The sequence below is a fragment of the Bradyrhizobium stylosanthis genome (assembly GCF_001641335.1).
Lineage (GTDB): Bacteria > Pseudomonadota > Alphaproteobacteria > Rhizobiales > Xanthobacteraceae > Bradyrhizobium > Bradyrhizobium stylosanthis.
On the sequence record NZ_LVEM01000002.1, the window covers coordinates 1,651,154 to 1,671,375 of the forward strand.

A 20,222-nucleotide genomic window follows, 5' to 3' on the forward strand; every position below is an offset into this window, starting at 1 on the left:
AATGTTGCCGCTACCAGCGGCTCCTGTTTCCTGACGGCGCAATATGCGACGTCAGGAATTCTCCTCTGTCTCGGCCATGGTATCTTGGAAACTCGTCATGGCATTGTTTGCAAGCTGGAAGGCCACCGCTCCGAGAGCGACGTTGAACGCTTGTCGCAAAGCGGCATCATGCGAGCCACTGTCTGGATTAGACGCCGCGTTGACAGGACCGCTTGCACTAGGCGATCGGTCTTGTTCGTCATGGGGGTCACGTGTGTGCGCCCCTTTTTTGCCGCCACGAGCCGCATGGAGGTCAGTATCAAGGCCCGCGCCGGCGTTTGAACTCGGAATGCGCATCGGGTTCTCCTATCTCGATTCGATCCATCCAAGGGAGGCGATCTCCGCAATCCTATTGTCGGGGCGTTAGCTTTCGACAAGCTGACGAGGGGCAGAAAAATGTGGCTGGCTTTGCCGGATCGAAATCCGAGTTGAGAGCGCTTCAACAGGCAGAGATCAGATATTCGTGCCAACGAAAGCCCATCCTGATCATCGGACCGCTTGAGCTGTGCGGCCTCGCGATCATCAAACGAACCGTCTTGACACGAAGATCAACACCTCACGGGATAAAAAGCTGAGCGGAGATGTTCCGGCTCACCATCGCCGCCACATCTCCACGTCCTTCGGCATTTGCTCGCGGTCAGGTCGTCGGAGACGACGCGCCTCGAAGGCAACCGGGATTGCTAAGGTTGCTGGGACGATTGAACTCGCGATTGTGCGACGCTTTCACCGCAGATCGATTACTTTCTCGCTGCGCCGGCGGCGTCGACCGACTAAACAAGTCACCGGCAGTGTGCGTGAGGAGCTCCAAGATGCTGACAAAGCTTGCGGGGCCCATCCACGCGGAGGCCGCGCAAGCTCGCCTAGCTTCTCGACGTGACTAAAAACAGCCCACCTGACTAAGTGTAAACGCCTTCAGCTTGCATGCCCTCTGACTCAATCTGCCCCTTTACGTTGTTCAAATAGTCCTCCGCGTAAGACTGCGCCATCGAAACCGGCAGGCTGACGCCAGCCGTCGCGGCCTCCTGGATTGCCTGTTTCGCCAAGCCTTCGCGCATAGCTATTTTTACCTCCGGGCCGGAGATACAGCCGACCGCCTGCGCCGCAAGACTGAGCCCCGCTTCTTCCAGCGCTTGCTTTAGGTTGCCGCCTGTGATTGCGGTGTGCAAGAGATTGGCCGCTTGCGACTCGCTCTCGAGTACCATTGAGGCGAGATCCGTCAATTCGCCCAAGCCTGGGATGAAACCAAGTACACCGACTGCCGTCGCTGCCCAGTCGAGCACGTTCGAACCCACCTTCAGCACGCCGTCAAGCGCGTGCATGAAAGCGCCTCCGTTTTTTTTGGGTGATTTGATGTCGGGCTGATCCGTCACGCCCATCATCATGTCTGCGACGGCGGACTGCTCGACAGCCGTTTGAGCGACATGCGTCTTCAACTGGTGAGCGGTTCGGTTTGCTGCCGACATGTTGTTGAAGAACTGCTTGAAATCGTTGTTGCTGATGTTGCCGGAATCAACGGTATGGCCTCCGCCGAAGTCGAAGAACTTGTGGTGGGTATGATAGCCGGTGATCGCATTGTTCATTAAGCCGAAGATGAGAGGATCCGAGAGCAACTGGGAGGCCGCCTTTCGCACCTCCGGAGCGAGACTCTTATCATCGACCATGCTCGCCAGCTTGTCGCGGGTTAGGTCACCCTTCTCGAAAAAAGCCCCTTGGTTCTTGTTGATCGTACCTAGCGTATCCAACTCGGCTTGCGTCAGGTTCATCGATGATGAAGCAACCTGCAAGAAGTCCTCTTTGTGAACTTTATCTACCGAGCCACCGTACAACTGTTTCCATTCGTCCGGATGACTAAGGAAGTATTGCGCCGCCGCGAGAACCTGAGGGGGGGATTTGCCGGTTTTGGCATCGCCATCGACGATCTGCTGGAAATCGGCCAGGCTCAGGTTCTTCGGCAGGTTATCGGAATACAGGTAGAGTTCGCGTAATGCATCAGTCTGGGTCATGACCGATGGCTGGCCATTTCCGGTGCCATCCGATGGAATGTAGTTATGCTCGTAGCTCTGGGCCTGCTGCCCCTGGAATGCGGCAACCTGTGAGTGATGGTCGGAAAAGCCGGAGAGATCGCCTGCCTTGATCTTTCCGCCGCAGCGGCCATCGCCTTGCGAGCCTATTGCGTAGAAGAGCTCCGGGTCCTGCTGCAGTTCCTCGATCGCCCCCTTTAGATCCGGCGGTGTCGAGGGATCGTTGGCCAAATCTCCGAGGGACTTCCAATCGAGCGGACATTTGTCTTTATGGCGGTTCAGCACCGACACAATCCGCAACTCGGCATCAGTCAGCGTGCCGCTGTTCCATGTGATCCTTGAGCTGGGTACCGGCTCGGTTGCACTCGCAGCGGGGCTGCCAGCAGAGGGGGGCTCCGGGGCCTGCCCAGATGCAACCAGTGCGGCCCTAAGATCTGGTGGTAGGATATTCCACGCCTCGTGCGCGAGTCCCTCCGCTAATTGTTTGGTCGACTCTGCCGGCGACAGATCTTGTGGCGCGGGGCCGACGGTATCTTTCAAGGAGTAGTTCGCCAGCATCGTCTCGAAGCTAGAAAGCTCCTGCGCCGACGGCAGCCCGGGAGCAAGCCCTGAGAAAGCTGCGGTTGAAGTAGGGGCTAGCGATAGGTCGGTGAGTGACATTATACATCCTGTGGTGTGAGATTGCGCCACGGTCGTGTGGTGCAGCCCGAGATCGCGAGGAAGTAGTATCGATGGGCAGATCCGATCAGTTGCTCCCGGTTAATCGGTGCGTCCGCAGCCTGATGTCTGCGAGAACCTAAAGCAGCGTCGTCGTCTGTGTACTTTGCTCGATATCGTAGGATTGATTAGCTTTCGAGAAGCTGACGACGCTTAGAAGAATTCTGAATCAACTTAAAGGCGCCCAATGCTGCAGCGTCTTGTTGAGTGCCCCTATTGCGCTGATTTGTTGCGCGGTCGCGCGTCCTGCTGCGGGCATCGGTAACAACAAGAACTCGGTGGATCAGTCGCATTCGCTGGTTCGTGCAAAAATGCCACCCTGATTTCGCGGCGTCCCATGGTCGACCGGCTGGAAGAACGCGGCACACCCGCGTCTCGCGGCAGGAGCTACCGGAAAGCTGACCTTGACCAAGCATACGGCGAGCGTACTGCGCTCCTTCCCAAGTCAATCCAGGCGTAGCTCATCTCTGACCTGGACCAGGCGCCTGAACGACGCTGTCATGTTGTGGCGCCGCAGACGAGAGAGGGATTTCAGGTCGTCCACCACGAATGACCGTACTTGAGGCCCCGCGAAACAGCATCAAAACCGACTCGTGTGCCCGCTTTTCCACCATCGTGGAGTTTGGCCGCGCCTGTGCCTCCGTCACTAGGCCTTTGAGCGTTTCGTCCACAAGCGCGATAAACCGAGGGGGACCGGAAGCGAAGACGAGCCCATCTCCCGGTGCGGCTCTCACGACGTAGCGCTCGTCGGAGATGTTAAGTGCATCCAATGCCGACTTCAACGAATTCAAAGTGATCGGATTCAAGACAAGCAGACGGCTTTGCGCCTCGCTTGCGTGGGATAGGTAAAGCACCAGCCCATCGTAGTACCATTGAAGATTGTAGAGATTAGTCAAACGGTCCAGGAACTCTCGCGGTGCCAGGTCCGGCATTCGCCCGCGAATTCGTCCCTTCACCTCGGGGCTGACATTGACTCGGATATTCAAATTGTTGCCGAACTCCTGCAATGCGGCCGCGAGGTCCTGGTCCAGAACCGTGTAACTATAGGGAGCCGATGGCAGCGACAGCGGGGCGGCGAGAGCCCTAACGAGACCCAAAAAAATGAAAATTCCAATGTATAGAAGGCTCTTCAAGATCTGCAGCCTCGTGGCTCGGATGAGGATCAACGGTGTTTGGCGCTAGAGAACGCGCGCCAAAATTTGTCCGTCAATCTGAAGCCGAAAATTCGGCGCAAATTGGAAGCCAAGCGCAATTTTAAATGACGGTGTTCGAGATTCCTGTCAGCTTTTTGTCAGCTGGCTTCTCTAGGCTCGTGGGCCGACGACGGCAACGCAGCTAATCTCATCACGAGAGAGCAATGATTTCTTCTACGATGTTGGGCATTATACCGATCTCTGCCAACCCCGCTGAATGTCCCTCTGAGGTCTGTTCATCGGCGCAAGACAGGTTTCATGAGAGTCTTGCGCAGGCGGCTTCGAAGCAAGATCCGGCCTCTTCGGTGAGTGGTGGCGTGCCGGCTCCGTCGGAAGTTGAACGTGCCGTCACACAGGCAAGTCCGCTCGGCGAGCGCGTTCTTCAGAATCTTTCTGCAATACACAGAGGCAGGCTTTTTTCTGCGAATGCACTTCCTTCGGCGGCCGCCGGCGACCCGGCTCGTCCGAAGAGTCTCGAATTTGGGCCGGCCGCGCGGCCGGTCTTGCGTTCGCACGAAGTTGAAATGCATCCGGTCGGCAAGCCGGAAGACGTGGATCATTTCCAATCGACATTGGCAAATCTGAAGGATGCTTACAACGGTGTCATTCAGGTTTCGCTCGTTTCCAAGAGTGCTGGCGCCGTAAGTTCATCTCTGAACAAGCTGCTATCAGCGGGCTAGGCGGCGTCGATGGCTCTCTTGACGCAGAGAAGGATCGATTTCGGGGCTCCGGCAGGAAGGTGGTTTCATGCATTTCTCCTATTCCCGCTTCTGCTCTCGTTGGCCGGTTGCAAGGCCGACCTCTATACTAAAGTTCAGGAGCGCGAAGCCAACGAAATGCTTGCTCTTCTCCTTAGCAAGGGCGTCGATGCCGTCCGTGTTGTCGGTAAGGATGGTACCAGCACGATTCAAGTCGAAGCAAAGCAACTTGCCTTTTCGATCAACCTGCTGAATGACCAGGGCTTGCCGCGCCAACCTTTCAAAAGCCTTGGGGAGGTGTTCAAGGGGGCGGGCCTGGTTGCCTCCCCGGTCGAGGAGCGCGCCCGCTATGTTTACGCTCTAAGCGAAGAGTTGTCGCGCACGATCAACGATATCGATGGTGTTCTCTCGGCTCGTGTGCATGTTGTTCTGCCGAAGAATGACCTTTTGCGACAAGATGCTACTCCGTCCTCGGCGTCGGTCTTTATTCGACATGACTCCAATGCAAAGCTCTCCGCCTTGCTACCCCAGATCAAGATGCTCGTCGCTAACAGCATCGAAGGGCTATCATACGACAAGGTAACAGTCGTGTTCGTGCCGGTTGAGCGGGCTCAACATGAGCTGTCGTCTGTGCCAGCAGCTGCTGCGGGGCAATCAGGCAAGCTTGTGTCGACCCCCTTTCTTGCGGTGGGTATCGGAGGGGCCGGCGCCGCCTTGGGCGTCTTATGCTACTTGCTGCTGAGCACGCGTGTGCGCCAGCTCGGTCAATTCTTGCGGAAAGTGGCAAATCTCGGCCCAGGTGCGAGTATGCGCGCGGTCAAAACTGCCGGTAAAAAGCTGAACTCGGATTCGAGATAGGCGGAATCTAGTGGCAGTATTGATGACATCGACAGAACCAAATCGTTCGCCAGGCCCACATACAGATCGCCCTCGCGAGTTTGCTGCCTTGATCCATCCAAGCCGTTTTGCCGCGCATCTCGATCCGTTACTGACGCCTTCCACCGTGCTGCAGTTGCAGAAAACCCCCAGACTGCAGGAAAGGCTAGCCGCTTTACTGCTCGGCAGTGAACTGGTCTCGAACGGAAGTAACCGGGGAAGAGACGTTCTGCTCGGGCATGATCCGCGTCGCGCGTCACTACTTGCCGGCAGTATCTGGCACGCCCGTTCGGTGCTCAACTTGGTGTCAAAGCATGATCTTGCTCTTCTGATCGAAAATATTGGTGCGGAAGCACATCTTTGCGCTATTCGACACTTGTCCAGTGCCGTCGCAACCGAAGCGGTTGTCGATCCGGAGCAACTTTCGCAACGGATTGAACATGACGGATATGCCTGCCTTGGTGCCTGGCTCGAACAAGCGTCGGAACTTGACCGTGCCCGCGTGCTTCTCTGCTTGCCTGTCGGGACCGCCGCGGAGCAGCCAGCCGCCGAACACCACGAGGCCGCAGGCCAATTGCTGTCCTTGGTGATGGCTCAATTGGCCGCGGAGAGACGGCCCGCATGACCAGGAATGACCTAGCATTGCCAGAACGCCCGCAGATACGCCCGCTGGGTCCCCTCATACCAGCCTCGGAACTTGCTATCTGGTCCGATGCGGTACGGACGCGCGCGCTAGCAGAGCGGTATCTACAGCAGGTTCGCAACTGGGCAAGCAAAGCTTATCAGCGCGAGCGGGCACGCGGCCACTCCGAAGGCCTGAGGACAGGCTCGGACGAAATGGCGCGGCTGGTTGCCCGGGTTGCTTGTGAGGTCGCGCGGCGAAAAGCCGTGCTCGAACAGGAATTGCCACAGCTCGTCATGGAGATCTTATCTGGCCTGGTAGGCTCCTTCGATCCGGGCGAATTGTTAGTGAGGTCCGTTCGTCATGCCATCGAGCAAAGATATGGCAGCGCGGAAGTGTGTCTACATGTATGTCCTGTGAACGCCGATGCGCTGATACGCGAATTCGCGGCGTTTGATGGAACGGATGGTCGACCGAAAGTTCGAATTGATTCGGACCCGACTCTGACACCGGATCAGTGTGTATTGTGGAGCGAGTTTGGCAATGTCGATCTAGGACTTGCCGCGCAGCTCCGCACATTGCGGCTGGGCCTTAGCCGGTCTTCACAGGAAGGCCAATCTTGACCACGCAACCAACGGACCATGACGATGCGGCTGGTGAAGGAGCTATGCACGCGGCGTTATCATCTCTGAGATCTACGGCAAAGCACGTCAATACGCGCGCCGTGCGCGGACGGATCACAAAGGCCGTCGGCACCTTGGTTCATGCCGTGTTGCCGGGAGCCCGTGTTGGGGAACTGTGCCTGTTGCAGGATCACAATACCGGATGGTCACTTGAGGCGGAGGTTATCGGTCTGCTCCCCGAGGGCGTGTTGCTCACGCCAATCGGCGACATGATAGGCCTGTCTAACCGCGCGGAAGTGGTGCCGACCGGGCGGATGCAGGAAGTCTCAGTTGGCCCCGATTTGCTTGGCCGCGTCATCGATAGCTTCGGCCGGCCCCTCGACGGCAAGGGTCCGATAAAGACGGCTCACACTCGCCCCCTCCGGGGTAGGGCGCCCAACCCAATGAGGCGGCGTGGCATTGAGCGGCCCTTTGCGCTCGGTGTCCGCGTGCTCGACGGACTTCTGACGTGTGGCGAAGGCCAGCGGATTGGGATCTATGGAGACGCTGGTTGCGGCAAGTCGACACTAATGTCACAAATTGTTAAAGGCGCGGCCGCCGACGTGACCATAGTTGCGCTCATAGGAGAGCGCGGACGTGAGGTGCGTGAATTCATCGAGCGCCATATTGGCGATGCACTCGGTCGTACGATTGCCGTCGTTGAGACTTCCGACCGATCAGCAACCGAGCGCGCGCAATGTGCTCATATGGCGACGGCACTCGCCGAGTACTTTCGTGATCAGGGATTGCGCGTCGTTCTCATGATGGATTCATTGACACGCTTTAGCCGGGCGATGCGTGAGATCGGGCTTGCCGCGGGAGAACCTCCGACGCGGCGCGGCTTTCCTCCGTCCGTCTTTGCGTTGCTGCCGGGTCTATTAGAGCGTGCCGGTATGGGCGAGCACGGCTCGATCACGGCCTTCTATACCGTGCTTGTCGAAGGTGACGGCACAGGCGATCCAATCGCCGAAGAGTCTCGCGGTATTCTCGATGGTCATATCGTCCTTTCACGCGCGCTCGCCGCACGAGAGCATTTTCCGGCCATCGACGTGCTGTCGAGCCGAAGTCGAGTGATGGATGCGGTCGTCTCTGTGCCACATCGCAAGGCCGCCTCTGTCTTCCGTGACCTGCTCTCGCGCTATAATGAGGCCGAGTTCTTGATCAAGGTCGGTGAATACAAGCAAGGGGGCGATCCGCTAACTGACCGCGCAATAGCCTCCATCGAGGAGCTGCTGAATTTCTTGCGTCAGGGGCAGGATGAGCTGTCCACTTTTGAGGAGACCGTCACGTGGATGTCGCGTCTGATCGCTTGAAACCGCTCGAAGCATCAAAATTGCGGCTGGTGAAGGACATGAGGGAGCGAAGCGCGCTTCGTCAGTTATCCAATATGCAAGCCAAACGCCAGATCGCGGTTGAAGCCGTGGAGAGAGCCTCCGAGAATCTGGTAAGCGCCGAGAAACGCCGCGCAATGCTCGAAGCTGAACTTTATCTGGCCTTGGCATTGTCTGATACGATGTGCGTCAGCGAACTCGATCGTCGGTGCCATCTCGCCATTGGGCGACTCACGGCTGAGATCGCTGTGGCACGTCAGGCGCTTGAACAGGCGCGCATCACTCAAGATGAGGTCCAGGCCGCGGTTGATGAGGCGTGGGCCGTGTGGGCCAAGCGTTCGGCGGCGAGTCAGAAATGGCAGAAGATTGAGTGCGATGCTCAGCGCACGACCAATGCTCGTTCCGAGTACGCAGCTGAAATCGAAACGGACGATGACATCTTGCTGCGGTACAAGGGCGGATCGCGCAGCAGGGCGGCTGGCGATTCAATCTTTGGCGATCCAATCTGATGGCTGCTTGTCTTATGCCGGAGCAAACTTCCCCTTCTGTGGAATTGAGCGCCGATAATGTGCTGGGTGAACCCGCTCTGTTCGATCCTCCGGTAAGATTGTCGCATACCGTTGTCTCATGGCTCAATGAGATCGCCGCTCGACGCACGATTCTGAAGAGCCACCTTGGCGATACGCCGATATCGATGCGGATGAACCGGCTCGTCTGGCAGGCACAGCCATCGGCGGCGTCGATGCTCGACTGCGTATTTCGCATCGGGACCGAAACGGCCATCTTCTCGTTGCCACGCCCGCTGGTGTTGTCGCTGATTTCGACGGTGCAGCATGGCCTTAGCCTACCTTCGGACCCAGCCCGCTCTCTCGTCCTCGAACTTGCGCTTGAACCGTTGCTCGTTCAACTGGAGAACTTGTTAGCGCAAGATTTGCAAGTTATCCGGATCGACGAAGCAACGACGCAAGGCCCTCATCTGGAACTGGACATCGCCTACGGGTCGCTTACGAGCAAGGCGCGCCTTTTCCTATTCTCGTCCCTCGACGGTCGGGTCCCGCCTGCATTCTGTACGTTAGGCGAGTTGCTTGGCCAATTGCCCCGAGAGATGCATAAGCTTTCTCCGGAATTGCCTATCATGGTTGCCGGAGAAATTGGCTCGCTATGCGTGTCCGTTGGGCTTGTTCGACAAGCACAAGCTGGCGACGCGCTGTTGCCGGAGGTCATTCCCCTTGCACGCGGCCAGGTCATTCTCACTGCCGACAAATTGTGGACCCCGGCCGAGGTCGCTGACGACAGACTGATCCTGCGGGGACCGTTCCGCCTGCAACCCCACCCTTTAAAGAGTGCATGTATGACGACACGAAACCAAGCACAGCCACCCACCTCCCTTTCGGAAACCGACATCGACAGTATCGCGATTACGCTGGTGTTCGAATGCGGCCGTTGGCCAATCCCGCTGGGTACGCTGAGGGGCGTCAACGAAGGACATGTGTTCGAACTTGGCCGCCCCCTTGACGGTCCGGTCGACATTGTTGCCAATGGTCGATTGATCGGTCAGGGCGACATCGTGCGTGTCGGGGAGGAATTGGCTATCAGGCTACGTGGCAGGTTGGCAGTCAATGACTGACATTCAGCCAAGCATCCTTGCACTTGTTGCACTGACGATCGGCCTCGGTCTGCTGGCGTTCGCAGTCGTCACAACGACGGCGTTCCTAAAGGTTTCTGTCGTTCTCTTCCTCGTGCGTAACGCACTCGGGACCCAGTCCATACCGCCGAACATCGTTCTGTACGGTGCTGCGTTGATCCTTACCGTCTTCATTAGCGCTCCAGTGTTGGAGCAGATTTGCAACCGCGTTACGGACCCGCAACTTCACTATCAAACCCTCGAGGACTGGGCGACAGCCGCAAAGGAAGGGAGTGAGCCGCTGCGCGCTCACCTGAAAAAGTTCACCTCTGAGGAGCAGCGCACGTTTTTCCTTTCTTCTACAGAACAGGTTTGGTCTGAGGAGATGCGCAGTAAGGCAACAACGGATGACTTTGCGATCCTTGTACCGTCGTTTCTAATCTCAGAACTTAAACGTGCGTTTGAAATCGGTTTCCTTCTCTATCTTCCATTCATAACGATTGATCTAATTGTAACGACGATCTTGATGGCCATGGGCATGTCAATGGTGTCGCCCACAATGATATCTGTTCCCTTTAAGCTCTTTCTGTTCGTCACGATCGACGGATGGTCGCGGCTCATGCATGGATTGGTCTTAAGCTACGCCACGCCCGGAGGTTAATATGGACGAAGCCAGCATTCTTACTTATTTGAGCCGATCTCTCGTCCTCTTTATGATTTGGGTTCTGCCACCGCTCTTGGCGGCTCTCGTGGCCGGATTGGGTGTTGGCATCCTCCAAGCGGCAACACAGCTCCAGGATCAAACCTTGCCTCTTACCGTGAAGCTCCTCGTCGTTGTCGCCGTGCTCATTCTGTTTTCTCCGGTGCTAAGCGCCCCCCTTATCGAACAAGCCCAACATATCTTCGCTGAATTTCCCTCCCTCACATCGAGATATTAGGAGAGAATCCAAGGCGAAGTTTGTGGTGAAGCCTCACTGGTGGACTGTAGGGACTGCGTAGGCTTATCGAGCGTTAGCCGCAAGCATGAACTATGGAAACGTGAGCGCACCGCGCAGGACCCGGTTCGGCCGTACTCACGTAAGGGGCCACCCGGCCGTCGATCTCTGAGGCTTTGTCACGTCAAACATCATGGCGCAGCGAGCGGAGCTGCCTTGGATTGGCTCAGGCGTACCAGCACATCAAATGAATGGCTTGCCACCCACCGAGACGCTAAGTCTAATCCAGACCGCGCTTGAATTCGTCGTTGCAGCCGGCCTTAGTGCGGCCCGGGCCCTCGGCATTATGTTGGTGCTTCCCGTATTTACCCGCCCCCACATTAGCGGGATGATCCGCACAAGCTTGACGATCGTGATGGGTCTGCCATGCCTTGCGCATATAGAAGCCGGATTGCAAACGCTGGATCCGGCCACCCGTATGATCGCCGTCGCTTTCCTTGGTCTCAAGGAGATATTTATCGGCCTGGTTTTCGGGATGTTACTAAGCGTACCGCTATGGAGCATACAGGCAGTTGGCGAAATCATCGACACCCAGCGAGGTGTTTCGAACCAGCTGGACGATCCTGCGACGCGCAGCCAAGCCTCGGCCACGGGTCTTTTTCTTGGTACTGCTGCGGTTACGATTTTCGTTCTGTCTGGAGGTCTGCAGACGATAGTCAAATGCCTTTATGGCAGCTATCTGATCTGGCCCGTGTATCGGTTACTACCGTCCCTGACCCTGCAAGGCGCAATGGAGTTTATAACGCTTCTCGACCATATCATGTACACGACCCTGCTGGTCTCGGGACCCGTGCTGGCTCCGCTGCTCTTAATTGAGGTATCTCTCATGTTGCTTGGGCGCTTTGCGCCGCAGATTAAGCTGAACGATCTCTCCGCCATCATCAAGAATGTCGCCTTTGGGGTCATCATGCTCAGCTACACCGTCTTCCTCATTGAATATATGGGAGCGGAGATTATCCAGTTCTACGGCGTGCTGGAGTGGCTCGAGAAGTTCTTCAAATGAACGATTCGGGCGAAGAAAAAAAGCTTCCGCCAACTCCTAAGAAGTTACGGCAGGCGCGCAAGAAAGGACAGATCCCTCGCAGCAATGACTTTGTGAGCGCGCTCAGCATCTGCGCCGGGTTCGGCTGCTTATGCCTCAGAGCGGGCTCGATCGAAGACGTATGGCGTGAAGGGGTGCAGCTCGTCGACAAGTTGCAGGGGCAGCCATTCAATAGTGCGGTCCAGCAGGCATTGGTCGGATTGATCGAACTTTCGATGATCAGCGTTGGCCCAATCATCGGTGCGGCCGTGGCTGCGGGCATCCTCGCCAGTGTCTTGGCTAATGGTGGGCTGACGCTCTCCGTGGAGCCACTAAAACCAAGTCTTGAGAAATTAGATCCTATCAAAGGACTGAAACGACTTTTTTCTCAGAGATCGCTTGTCGAGCTTTGTAAGTCGCTGATCAAAGTGTTCGTTCTCGGCGCAATCCTGCTTTTCACCGTAATCGCGACTTGGAAGGCGCTGGTATACTTGCCTATCTGCGGTTTGGGTTGTTTTGGCTTTGTCTTCAAAGAGTTCAAGTTTGTGATTGAGATCGCTGCTGGGGCATTTCTGATCGGCGGCTTGACCGATCTGCTAATTCAGCGGTGGTTGTTCTTGCGTGACATGCGCATGACACAGAGCGAAGCAAAACGCGAAACTAAGGAACAGGAAGGCAATCCTCAGATAAAGGGTGAACACCGTCGCCTCCGTCGCGAATCGGCGAACGAGGCGCCACTCGGCATCCATCGCGCTACATTAATACTGACGGGACCGGCGATATTGATTGGGCTGCGCTATGTTCGCGGGGAGACTGGAGTCCCTGTATTGGTTTGCCGCGCCGAGGGCGAACCTGCTTCGCGGTTGGTTGACCAGGCGCGGACCCTGCATCTGAGTATTATCCGGGACCCCGCGCTGGCGCGGCAGCTGATTCGAAAGGCTACGATGGGCAAGGCCGTTCCGATGGAGTGTTTTGAGAGGGTCGCTCAGGCAGTTTTTGCAGCCGGCCTGGCCTAGCTTCACGGAAACTCGATGCATTCGGGCGGCGCAGTCAAAGACCCCAACTGACGGGCTTGGCGGGGTCTGAAACCGACGCGAGGAAGGGTAGCTGCTGTGGCGGCCCACGCCTTAGAGGACTACCGAAATGGTCGACGGTGGCAACCAATGCTCATTCTGCGCAGGTACGAGCCGCTCATTGGGCTTCTGCGGGAACCCGGGTGTGACTTTCGTCTTCCGAGTTGCTCTTGTTGCCCGGCGTGACGCTCCCCCGTGCGGTAAGGGGAGCTACCGCGCGATCACCGCTGGTTGACATGACAGCGTTATTCTCCAACAAGTCGGCCGGATCATTGAGCATGACGCCAAGGTTATTCCGGATCGAGCAGCCAAGCGTTGGATTGAAAGAATTGTCGTCCACTGAAGGGCCGACGATTGAAAGGCTTGGACAGACCGGAGGATGTGCTTCGTGGGTGATCGCTTCGACTCGGACGCCGAAATGGGAGGGCAGACCTACCGGGAAAGCGGACAGGCGAATATTATAAGATGGAACGCCCATCGTGCGTGCCTCGTGTGCCACCTGCGTAACCAGCCGGGGCGAGCCACTGACCTCCAGATGGAGTGCATCCCGTCGACCGCGACTGGCATTCGCAATGAAATCACGCAGACCGTACCTCTCGGCACGACCGAGAGCCTGTAGTCGCAAGACCGCTGTCTTCTGCTCCACCTGGATTCCTTGCTCAGGCGTCCCAGAATAGGTCGCATCAGTATGTGTGCATCCGCCCACGGTTGCCGCGACAGCGATCAGGTGGCCCAGGTTTCGCAGGCTCATCGCGGTTCTCATTCAATAGTTAAGCCGGCCGCGCCGGTTGCGCCTGGTTCGGTGCGGGGAGCATCCCGGCCTCGCGGCGAGCTTGCCAACGTATTCGTCAACGTTCGCCCCGCGTCTGATGGTGGTCGGATGCGGTCAGTCGGCGCGCTTATCTTGCCGGCAGACGATGCTGGCCGCACGATGTAGGGGGTAACAACGATGACGAGTTCCGTCTCCTGCTTCTGAAATGAGGAGGAGCGAAACAGCGCACCAAGGATCGGCACATCGCCTAACCCAGGAAACGTGGTGATGTCCGTGTTGAAATTGCGCCTGATCAGCCCCCCGATTGCAAAGCTTTGACCGCTGGCAAGCTCGACGACAGTACTGGCACGTCGCGTGGAGAGGCCGGGCAGAGACATTCCGTTGATGCTGACCTCACCTTCTTTCGATAACTCGCTGACTTCAGGCTTCACGCGGATATTGATCTGATTATTGTTGAGAACGGTCGGAACGAACTCTAGGCTGATTCCGAATTGACGGAATTGAACTGAGACTTGCCGATTGTCCTGCATGACCGGTATTGGGAATTCGCCGCCTGCGAGGAAGCTTGCTGATTCGCCGGACATTGCGGTAAGATTTGGCTCCGCCAACACTGACGCGAGGTGCTCGTTGGCGAGTGCGTCAAGAACAGCACTGATGTTCGTGCCGCCAGCGCCAAATCCGATACTTGCCGTGCCGCCGCCCTGACTCGCACCGGAACCGCCAGGCTTGCCACTGCTAAACCCGAAAACGACCGCGCCGTTTTGACCCGATGCAGAAAGGCTGATGCCAAGCTCCTTCATGGCACTGCGTGAGACCTCCGCCACGCGCACGCTCAGATTAACCTGTAATGAGCCCGCGACCTGGATCTTGTTGACGACCAGCGCGCCCGCCCCCAGAAACTGCTCTGTGATCTTCTTGGCACGCTCGACGACGTCTGCACTAGGCGCTGTCCCGCTAAGAATGGCGCCACGCGGCGTATAAGTGACTTGGATCGGATAGTCTCCGAGCTCGGCCTTCAGTGCGGCACGCAGATCCTCGACAGGTTGGGTGACGACAACGCGAAACTCGGCTAACGCCTCTCCATTGTCGTTCAAAGCGAACAGGCTGGTCCGTCCTGACTTTTTCCCAAAGACGAAGATGGTCGTATTCGATGGCGCCTGGTAGTCGGCTATCGTCGGGTCGGCAACAAATATGCTGGCAGCTGCCGCCGGAAGATGAACGGTCTTGCCCTGCGAGGAGGAAAGATTCAAAGTTCCGCTAAGGCTGTCAGCCGTCGCGCGCGGCGCACCCTGATTAGAGTCGCGCTTTATCTGAGCTGCGGAAGTGGGAGCAAGAACGAGAGGGACCGTGCATACGGCATACAGAAGGCACGCAAGAAACGTGGCTGTAACCGCGACCGGCCGTCGACTGCGAAGATCAAGGGCGAACTTCAAGGGAGCGTCGTTTTCAAGTTTGATCGGCGCGGCAGCGGATCGTTCTTCAGTTCAAGCGCGTAGCCGACGCCCCGCGCGGTTTTGATCCGTAGCGTCGCGCCCGACTTGTTCAAATGTGTCCGCAACCGATAGATCCCCACTTCTAAGGCATTGGTTGAGACTTCGTCGTCGAACGCATAGAGGCCTTCCTCCAGCGACGCCCGCGGCACGGTGCGGCCTGCTCGGCTCAACAGATGTTCAAGAATGCAGACTTCGCGGCGTGCAATTCTCAATGGCCGATCGCCAATTGAGACTTGCCGTCCGATAGGATCGAAATGTAAGTTGCCGAAGGAGACGACGGGGGCCGTCATTTGCGTCGATCGTCGCAAAATGGCGCGCATGCGAGCGATGAGCTCATCGAAAGACACCGGTTTGGGCAGGAAATCGTCGGCACCACCATTGAATATCGCAATCCGGGTGCCGAGATCGTTGAGGCTGCTCATGATCATGGCGGGCATTGAACATCCTTCGCGTCTCAATTGTTTCAGCCAGTCCAAGCCATTTCCATCCGGCAGAACCAATTCGAGCAAAAGAATGTGATAGCTGGCGCAACCTAGCGCCGTCTCCGCTTCGTCAAGCGTGTGGATTACATCAACGGCAAAACCGCGAACCAACATTGTTTCCTTGGCGGCTCGCACAAAGGCGGCATCGCGATCTACCAGGAGAATTCGCATATCATCGCCTATCTTGCGACTGCGCCAGGACCTGGGCGCATTACGATCGACAACGAACGTCGGTGAACCCACCACATGCTCGAGCAGGTCGAGTTGGAGAGCAACAGACTGAAGAGAGAATTCAATCGCACGAGTTCCTGATTGCTCCTTCTAAAGCGCGGCCATGACTTATGGGGCTTCAGGTAAGATCGGCAAAATCGTTTTTTTTTATGGTAGGCATCCAACCGGCGAATGGGTCGTAGCGAAATGCACGTAGTCAGCGAGCCGCGTCAGGATCACAGAACGAATCCCGGCTTCAGCGCAAGCCGACGACGTCAAGCAATGGCAATTACAGTCCATCACAAGCAATAGCAATGGAGGGGTAGCAACGATCTGATACTTGAGCGTGAAGCGCCGGACGACAGAACCTGGAGCATCTCGCATCGCTGCTGAGCTGCAGACGCCGGTTAAGAAGCGCTAGCAATTCCGTTCCTCAAGGCGCTTTGCGGTCTTCAATGCCAGTGCGACGGCTCTGCGAAAATCGCGGCCAGCGCTGCCACAGCGACTCGTCGAACCAGCTGTCGAAGCCCTGATCAAGCCGACCGGCTTTGATTCAGCGGCGATCGTATTTCTATGCACCGAAACGTGTAGGGGCCCCGCCGCAAGCCTATCTAGAGCCGATCGATTGGCATCGCACTGCCCGTCATGAGGTCCGCCATGTGAGCGGTCATTTTCACCGCCGCGATCTTCGACCCTTTTGGTATCAGACAGCACGCCTTGAGAAGCTAGGTCAGCTGTCCGCCGCGGTTGCTGTGCCTCGCTCGGCATCGTTCCGACGTGCGGCACGCCAATTGCTTCGCCACGTGATTAGAAGGCTGCGCGAGGGGACAAGTCTGCGCGCCGCAAACCCAGCAAACAGCGGACGACATCCAGGCTATTCGCCCAATGCGATTGTGAGCGCGACAGCGGAGAGTGAGGCAGCGTGAGCCTTTGGCGGATTTGAGAAGGAGGGATATCTACGGAGCAACTGCTGTTGTAGGTGCGGTCGATGTAAGCAGAAAATCCAAATGATGAGCAGTGCAAGTTGGACACACAGTGATGCGATCGCCATAGCTTAATTATGCTGTTTCGCAGGCATCTTAGCCAGCCGAACGTGTGAACGTGTTCGTTCTGAAGTACCAGCGTAGCGCTTCGCGTATAAGCTCGGATCGAGTGCGGCGCTCCACCTTCCGCACTTGCTCGAGCTCTTCCAGCATCTCGGGTGGCAAAGAAACCGAGAATATTGACGTGGTGCGGGACATAAGTCGGAATCTAGCGGTCGCGCCTCTCTGATGCTCGATTGGCGATTTTGCCAAATCGGCAAAACACGACACAGCTGCGAGCTATCTTGCGTGTTGTACTAAGTACGAACAAGTAACACTCGGCTGGGATTTGTCGACGACGTTCGAAGAGGTTAGTGTCAACCGGAAAGTGATGCCTTGTCAACACTGCTCACAGTAAATCTGGAGGCGCCGTCTATCTTGCGACCGGTTCGAAATCCGTGAACCGGTCGTTGACGTAGCAGGCGGGCCCCGGAATTTGGACCACTTCTAATTGAAGATTGGTTTAGGCCTGTCGGCGGGAGTAATATGCAGTGCATGCACAGCTCTATGGGCGATTCGCCCGATCCCCAACTCGCAGGCCTCATGGGTCACGGCGCGGTACCAGAGGGTATTCGCAATGCCGTAGCTAAGCCGTCAGGCGCGCGCTTTTTCAAGTGCGCACTCCAGGTCAACCCGTTCGCCTATACCACACGCCACGCAAAGAAATCCGCGTTCAAGACCGAGCAAGAATACAACGACGCGATCGTCAAAGCGTGCCTCAAGGAAGGGATCGAGGTCGTCGGCATCACCGACCACTTCCGGATCGCGACCTCGCAAACGCTCGCCGCGGCCCTCGCCGCCGCTGGGGTCCACGTCTTTCTTGGCTTCGAGGCGAGCTCCAGCGAAGGCGTGCATCTGCTTTGTCTGTTTCCTGGCTCTACCAGCCACAGCGAATTGGAACGGACGATCGGCGCTTGCGGTGTGACGGATCTCACAGCCGAGTCGCCGCAGTCGGACAAGACGTGCGAGTACCTTCTGCAGGAAATCCCCAAGAGGGGCGGGATCACGGTCGCCGCCCACGCGTGCAGTCCCTCTGGCCTGCTGACGACGTTGAAAGGTCAGCCCCGAGCACGCGTGTGGGCCAACCCCGATCTTCTCGCAATCGCATTGCCTGGCCCGCGTGGCGACGCGCCAGAGAATTGTCGCGACATCATCGCTAACAAGGACTCGGCGCACGCGCGGCCTCGCATTGTGGCCGCCATCAACGCCAATGATGTGAGCGACCCGGCTGCGCTCTCTGATCCGAGCACGACCACCTGGATCAAGATGGTTGTTCCCTCGATCGAGGGACTGCGCCAAGCGTTTCTTGATTGCGATTCTCGCATCCGCCTCAACAGCGACCCGGCTCCGACGCCGCATACCGAGCTGATCGCTTTGTTCTGGGCGGGCGGATTGCTCGACGGTCAATCTCTCCGGTTCAACGAATCTCTCAATGCCCTGATCGGCGGCCGAGGGGCGGGAAAATCCACCCTCATCGAAAGCTTGCGGTATGCATTCGAGCTTGCGCCCAAGGGCGACGAAGCAAAACGTTTGCATGACAGCATCATCAAGAGCGCGCTAGGGCAGGGCACGACGATCTCGGTTTTGCTACGCTCACCGCGCCCGTCGCCTCAATATTACTTAGTCGAGCGCATCTATGGCAGCAAGGCCCGCGTCCGCGACCAAAGCGGTGAGCTCTTGCAGAACGTTAAGCCTCAGTCTGTCCTCGGAAATCTTGAGGTCTACGGTCAGCACGAAATTTCTGAACTGACTAGATTCCCCGAGAAGCTCGCCCAGTTGCTGCGCCGATTTACGGAACCGTCCACGGACAAGTCGGGTGCCAAGGCCGGTCTGCGCGAGGAGCTGGAGCGCTCACGAGCGGCAATCACGACAGAGGAAACAGAGGTCGGTCGCATCGAGGAGGCACTTGCGGCGCTGCCGACGCTCAAGGAGCATCTCAAGCGATTTGCGGCTGCCGGTCTCGATGAGAAGCTTAAGGACAAGACCCAGATCGACAAGGAAGGTAGACTGTTCGAAACCGCCCTGGAAATGGTCGCGGACGCTGGAAATCTCGCCGCCGACGTTCTCGCCGACGGGACGGCGGATGGACCGATTGTTGGGGAAGATGCCAAGGAGCTTCCCAACGGCGCGATCGTCGCGAAGCTAGATAAGGTCCAGAAGGAACTACTTCAGAAGATCGCTGCCGCCGGCAAGACCATCGAGGCCGCCGTAAAGGACGCAACCAAGGCCGTTGAGGCGATCAAGACTGAATGGACGCCGAAACAAACGGTGGCAAACGAGCTCTATCAGAAGACACTCAAGCAATTGAAGGCGGAGGGACACGACGCCGACAAGTTCGTTCAATACAAGAACCAAGTCGAGCGCCTGAAGCCGAAGGAGGTCGAACTCAAGGCGCGCAAGAAGGCCCTGACGGGACTGCAAAAGGTTAGACGCGAGTTGCTGGCCAAGTGGGACGCCGCAAAGGCAGAAGATTATCGTGAGCTTCAAAAGGCGGCCCGCAAGGTCTCAAAACACCTGAAAGATCGCGTACGCGTCAGCGTACGTCCAAGCGCGACGCTCGACCAGGTGGAGACGGTAATTCGCAAACATTGCTCAGGGAATTTCACTCAACCGCTTGAGCGGCTCCGCGCAAACAGCGACTTGAGCTTAACTGATCTGGGGTCGGCAGTCGCCGAAGGACCCGCTGCGCTTGTGAGCAAATACGGGTTCTCACAGAACGCTGCCGAGCGGATGGCGCAAGGAGGCTCGTCGCTCGCTCTGGAGATTGAGGAGTGTGAAGTGCCGGCCGAGGCTGCGCTGGAACTGAACGTCGGCAATGAGAAGGTTCAAACCTGGAAAGAACTTGCCCAGCTCTCGACTGGTCAGAAGGCGACAGCCGTGCTCCTTCTCCTTCTCCTTGAATCTGATGCGCCGTTGATAGTCGATCAACCGGAAGACGATCTCGACAACCGGTTCATTGCGGATTGTATCGTTCTGACCATGCGAGACGAGAAGAAAAAGCGGCAATTCATCTTCTCGACGCACAACGCTAATATTCCGGTTCTCGGAGACGCCGAGCAGATTGCTGGCCTGACACCCGTGGTGGAGGGCGGCATCGAGCACGCGACGATCCCCGACCATCTATGCGGATCGATCGACACGCCCGCCATCAAGGAAATGATCAAAGATCTACTGGAGGGCGGCCAGGAAGCGTTCGAGTTCCGAAAGCGGAAGTACGGCTTCTAGCCAATCGCGCGTGGGTGCCCGATGCTAGTTCGCTTTGCCGCGGTGCAGGACCTCCCTGTAATGAAACAGGAACGATAAAAAAACCC

General features: G+C 57.3%; 19 protein-coding genes. 12 read left to right on the forward strand and 7 right to left on the reverse strand.

Translation table 11 applies throughout. The features are described 5' to 3' along the window. Positions 1-51: 51 nt before the first annotated feature. The 3 genes from A7X65_RS41865 to A7X65_RS19655 all read right to left on the reverse strand — a co-directional run bounded on the left by A7X65_RS41865 (position 52) and on the right by A7X65_RS19655 (position 3,910). On the reverse strand, positions 52-336 hold the full coding sequence (locus tag A7X65_RS41865; RefSeq protein ID WP_145669983.1) for a hypothetical protein: 285 nt from the start codon (positions 334-336) through the stop codon (positions 52-54). 599 nt (positions 337-935) lie between these two features. Further along, entirely contained in the window at positions 936-2,618 is a 1,683-nt protein-coding gene (locus A7X65_RS19650; protein WP_145669999.1) for an HrpF/NolX family T3SS translocon protein, read from the reverse strand. Between the two features lie 620 nt (positions 2,619-3,238). Continuing rightward, on the reverse strand, positions 3,239-3,910 hold the full coding sequence (locus A7X65_RS19655) for a secretin N-terminal domain-containing protein (RefSeq protein WP_063687843.1): 672 nt from the start codon (positions 3,908-3,910) through the stop codon (positions 3,239-3,241). 224 nt (positions 3,911-4,134) lie between these two features. Between A7X65_RS19655 and A7X65_RS40690 the strand changes: the two genes are divergently transcribed. The 11 genes from A7X65_RS40690 (at position 4,135) to A7X65_RS19705 (ending at position 12,815) form a co-directional block, all read left to right on the forward strand. Then, positions 4,135-4,650 (forward strand): nodulation protein NolB, encoded by a 516-nt coding sequence (locus A7X65_RS40690; RefSeq protein ID WP_245323628.1) that lies wholly within the window; start codon positions 4,135-4,137, stop codon positions 4,648-4,650. A 9-nt stretch (positions 4,651-4,659) separates the two neighbouring features. Continuing rightward, positions 4,660-5,526 carry a type III secretion system inner membrane ring lipoprotein SctJ gene (gene sctJ, locus A7X65_RS19660; protein ID WP_063687564.1) on the forward strand — a complete coding sequence of 289 codons (867 nt, stop codon included), beginning with the start codon at positions 4,660-4,662 and terminating at the stop codon, positions 5,524-5,526. 88 nt (positions 5,527-5,614) lie between these two features. Next, positions 5,615-6,169 (forward strand): nodulation protein NolU, encoded by a 555-nt coding sequence (locus A7X65_RS19665; RefSeq protein ID WP_245323631.1) that lies wholly within the window; start codon positions 5,615-5,617, stop codon positions 6,167-6,169. Next, positions 6,166-6,789 (forward strand): type III secretion system stator protein SctL, encoded by a 624-nt coding sequence (sctL, locus tag A7X65_RS19670; protein WP_063687568.1) that lies wholly within the window; start codon positions 6,166-6,168, stop codon positions 6,787-6,789. The genes A7X65_RS19665 and sctL overlap by 4 nt, the downstream gene beginning before the upstream one ends. Before the next feature lie 44 nt (positions 6,790-6,833). Then, the gene (gene sctN, locus A7X65_RS19675; protein ID WP_145669995.1) at positions 6,834-8,141 is read left to right on the forward strand and encodes a type III secretion system ATPase SctN; all 1,308 of its coding nucleotides are present in this window, start codon (positions 6,834-6,836) and stop codon (positions 8,139-8,141) included. Then, entirely contained in the window at positions 8,117-8,668 is a 552-nt protein-coding gene (locus A7X65_RS19680) for a hypothetical protein (RefSeq protein ID WP_063687572.1), read from the forward strand. The genes sctN and A7X65_RS19680 overlap by 25 nt, the downstream gene beginning before the upstream one ends. After that, complete coding sequence (sctQ, locus tag A7X65_RS19685) at positions 8,668-9,786, forward strand: type III secretion system cytoplasmic ring protein SctQ (RefSeq protein ID WP_347336384.1); 1,119 nt, start codon at positions 8,668-8,670, stop codon at positions 9,784-9,786. The genes A7X65_RS19680 and sctQ overlap by 1 nt, the downstream gene beginning before the upstream one ends. Next, positions 9,779-10,444, forward strand: coding sequence for a type III secretion system export apparatus subunit SctR (gene sctR, locus A7X65_RS19690; RefSeq protein ID WP_063687574.1), 666 nt, complete (start codon positions 9,779-9,781; stop codon positions 10,442-10,444). Before sctQ ends, sctR begins: the two co-directional genes overlap by 8 nt. 1 nt (position 10,445) lies before the next feature. Then, entirely contained in the window at positions 10,446-10,721 is a 276-nt protein-coding gene (locus A7X65_RS19695; RefSeq protein WP_063687576.1) for an EscS/YscS/HrcS family type III secretion system export apparatus protein, read from the forward strand. A 244-nt stretch (positions 10,722-10,965) separates the two neighbouring features. Continuing rightward, complete coding sequence (gene sctT / locus A7X65_RS19700; protein WP_063687578.1) at positions 10,966-11,781, forward strand: type III secretion system export apparatus subunit SctT; 816 nt, start codon at positions 10,966-10,968, stop codon at positions 11,779-11,781. Then, positions 11,778-12,815 carry an EscU/YscU/HrcU family type III secretion system export apparatus switch protein gene (locus tag A7X65_RS19705; RefSeq protein ID WP_063687580.1) on the forward strand — a complete coding sequence of 346 codons (1,038 nt, stop codon included), beginning with the start codon at positions 11,778-11,780 and terminating at the stop codon, positions 12,813-12,815. The genes sctT and A7X65_RS19705 overlap by 4 nt, the downstream gene beginning before the upstream one ends. 175 nt (positions 12,816-12,990) lie before the next feature. On the opposite strand, the gene A7X65_RS19710 is transcribed toward A7X65_RS19705, so the two are convergent. The 4 genes from A7X65_RS19710 to A7X65_RS43845 all read right to left on the reverse strand — a co-directional run bounded on the left by A7X65_RS19710 (position 12,991) and on the right by A7X65_RS43845 (position 17,070). Further along, a complete protein-coding gene (locus tag A7X65_RS19710) occupies positions 12,991-13,623 on the reverse strand; it encodes a CpaD family pilus assembly lipoprotein (RefSeq protein WP_061851341.1) in 633 nt (210 codons plus the stop codon). Between the two features lie 8 nt (positions 13,624-13,631). Next, the gene (locus A7X65_RS19715) at positions 13,632-15,077 is read right to left on the reverse strand and encodes a type II and III secretion system protein family protein (RefSeq protein ID WP_061849749.1); all 1,446 of its coding nucleotides are present in this window, start codon (positions 15,075-15,077) and stop codon (positions 13,632-13,634) included. Continuing rightward, the gene (locus tag A7X65_RS19720; protein WP_061849748.1) at positions 15,074-15,790 is read right to left on the reverse strand and encodes a winged helix-turn-helix domain-containing protein; all 717 of its coding nucleotides are present in this window, start codon (positions 15,788-15,790) and stop codon (positions 15,074-15,076) included. The genes A7X65_RS19715 and A7X65_RS19720 overlap by 4 nt, the downstream gene beginning before the upstream one ends. Before the next feature lie 1,118 nt (positions 15,791-16,908). Continuing rightward, positions 16,909-17,070 carry a CopG family ribbon-helix-helix protein gene (locus tag A7X65_RS43845; RefSeq protein ID WP_082884990.1) on the reverse strand — a complete coding sequence of 54 codons (162 nt, stop codon included), beginning with the start codon at positions 17,068-17,070 and terminating at the stop codon, positions 16,909-16,911. Positions 17,071-17,406: 336 nt separating this feature from the next. Here A7X65_RS43845 and A7X65_RS19725 point away from each other — a divergent pair, with 336 nt between their 5' ends. Further along, a complete protein-coding gene (locus A7X65_RS19725; RefSeq protein ID WP_145669981.1) occupies positions 17,407-20,136 on the forward strand; it encodes a TrlF family AAA-like ATPase in 2,730 nt (909 codons plus the stop codon). Positions 20,137-20,222 lie beyond the last annotated feature (86 nt).

What these genes read in the sequence shown, in the direction of transcription:
- A7X65_RS41865 (WP_145669983.1), bottom strand. Translation starts at nt 336, where the DNA reads ATGCGCATTCCGAGTTCAAACGCCGGCGCGGGCCTTGATACTGACCTC.
- A7X65_RS19650 (WP_145669999.1), bottom strand. Translation starts at nt 2,618, where the DNA reads ATGCTGGCGAACTACTCCTTGAAAGATACCGTCGGCCCCGCGCCACAA.
- A7X65_RS40690 (WP_245323628.1), top strand. Translation starts at nt 4,135, where the DNA reads ATGATTTCTTCTACGATGTTGGGCATTATACCGATCTCTGCCAACCCC.
- sctJ (WP_063687564.1), top strand. Translation starts at nt 4,660, where the DNA reads ATGGCTCTCTTGACGCAGAGAAGGATCGATTTCGGGGCTCCGGCAGGA.
- sctL (WP_063687568.1), top strand. Translation starts at nt 6,166, where the DNA reads ATGACCAGGAATGACCTAGCATTGCCAGAACGCCCGCAGATACGCCCG.
- sctN (WP_145669995.1), top strand. Translation starts at nt 6,834, where the DNA reads ATGCACGCGGCGTTATCATCTCTGAGATCTACGGCAAAGCACGTCAAT.
- sctQ (WP_347336384.1), top strand. Translation starts at nt 8,668, where the DNA reads ATGGCTGCTTGTCTTATGCCGGAGCAAACTTCCCCTTCTGTGGAATTG.
- sctR (WP_063687574.1), top strand. Translation starts at nt 9,779, where the DNA reads ATGACTGACATTCAGCCAAGCATCCTTGCACTTGTTGCACTGACGATC.
- A7X65_RS19695 (WP_063687576.1), top strand. Translation starts at nt 10,446, where the DNA reads ATGGACGAAGCCAGCATTCTTACTTATTTGAGCCGATCTCTCGTCCTC.
- sctT (WP_063687578.1), top strand. Translation starts at nt 10,966, where the DNA reads ATGAATGGCTTGCCACCCACCGAGACGCTAAGTCTAATCCAGACCGCG.
- A7X65_RS19705 (WP_063687580.1), top strand. Translation starts at nt 11,778, where the DNA reads ATGAACGATTCGGGCGAAGAAAAAAAGCTTCCGCCAACTCCTAAGAAG.
- A7X65_RS19710 (WP_061851341.1), bottom strand. Translation starts at nt 13,623, where the DNA reads ATGAGCCTGCGAAACCTGGGCCACCTGATCGCTGTCGCGGCAACCGTG.
- A7X65_RS19720 (WP_061849748.1), bottom strand. Translation starts at nt 15,790, where the DNA reads ATGCGAATTCTCCTGGTAGATCGCGATGCCGCCTTTGTGCGAGCCGCC.
- A7X65_RS43845 (WP_082884990.1), bottom strand. Translation starts at nt 17,070, where the DNA reads ATGTCCCGCACCACGTCAATATTCTCGGTTTCTTTGCCACCCGAGATG.
- A7X65_RS19725 (WP_145669981.1), top strand. Translation starts at nt 17,407, where the DNA reads ATGCACAGCTCTATGGGCGATTCGCCCGATCCCCAACTCGCAGGCCTC.